This is a genomic window from Paracoccus salipaludis (assembly GCF_002287065.1).
GTDB lineage: Bacteria > Pseudomonadota > Alphaproteobacteria > Rhodobacterales > Rhodobacteraceae > Paracoccus > Paracoccus salipaludis.
The window spans coordinates 1-562 of sequence record NZ_NSJZ01000128.1; the positions used below are offsets into that span (position 1 = coordinate 1).

At 61.7% G+C, this 562-nt stretch carries 1 protein-coding gene; it reads right to left on the reverse strand.

Features of this window, described 5'->3' with window-relative positions:
• Positions 1 to 108 precede the first annotated feature (108 nt).
• The gene (locus CK240_RS18505; protein ID WP_135058970.1) at positions 109 to 276 is read right to left on the reverse strand and encodes a head-tail connector protein; all 168 of its coding nucleotides are present in this window, start codon (positions 274 to 276) and stop codon (positions 109 to 111) included.
• Between the last annotated feature and the right edge of the window lie 286 nt (positions 277 to 562).

A 562-nucleotide genomic window follows, 5' to 3' on the forward strand; every position in this document is an offset into this window, starting at 1 on the left:
CGATGCGGGCGAAGACAGTTGCCTGCGTCACCCACTCCTCGATGAAGCCGCCCATGTCGGTCTCGATGGTCTCGAACCGCTGCAATGCCACCCGCTCGCGCAGGTCGCCTATGTCCTGCGGCCGGTGAGGTCCGCGACGTGCTCGATTGCCGCGAACAGCATCCCGTCGATGGCAAGGTCTTCGTCGTCGTGACTGATGCGGGCGTGCTCTTTCACCCGTGCCAGCGAAAGGCCGTGCGGGGCGTTCGGATCGGGGGTGATGAGCTTCCACGACATGCCAAAATCCTAGCACGTCCTAGCAGTGCTAGCAAGGGGCCGTGGCAACAGCCCATGTGACTGATTCAGTTAAGAGAAAGGCCGATATGTTCCACATATGGAAGGACGGCCGGGGATCGGGGTCGTAGTTGCGGTGCAACGGGGTGCAAGCAAGGGTGCACGATTTCGCTCACCCATACTAATAGATAACTCTCCCCCCTTAGAGGGCCCTGAGAGGCGAAACCCCACGGGCGGGCCGATTTGACGGCACAGGCGGGGCGGCGCAACGCGAATTACAGTGAACCCG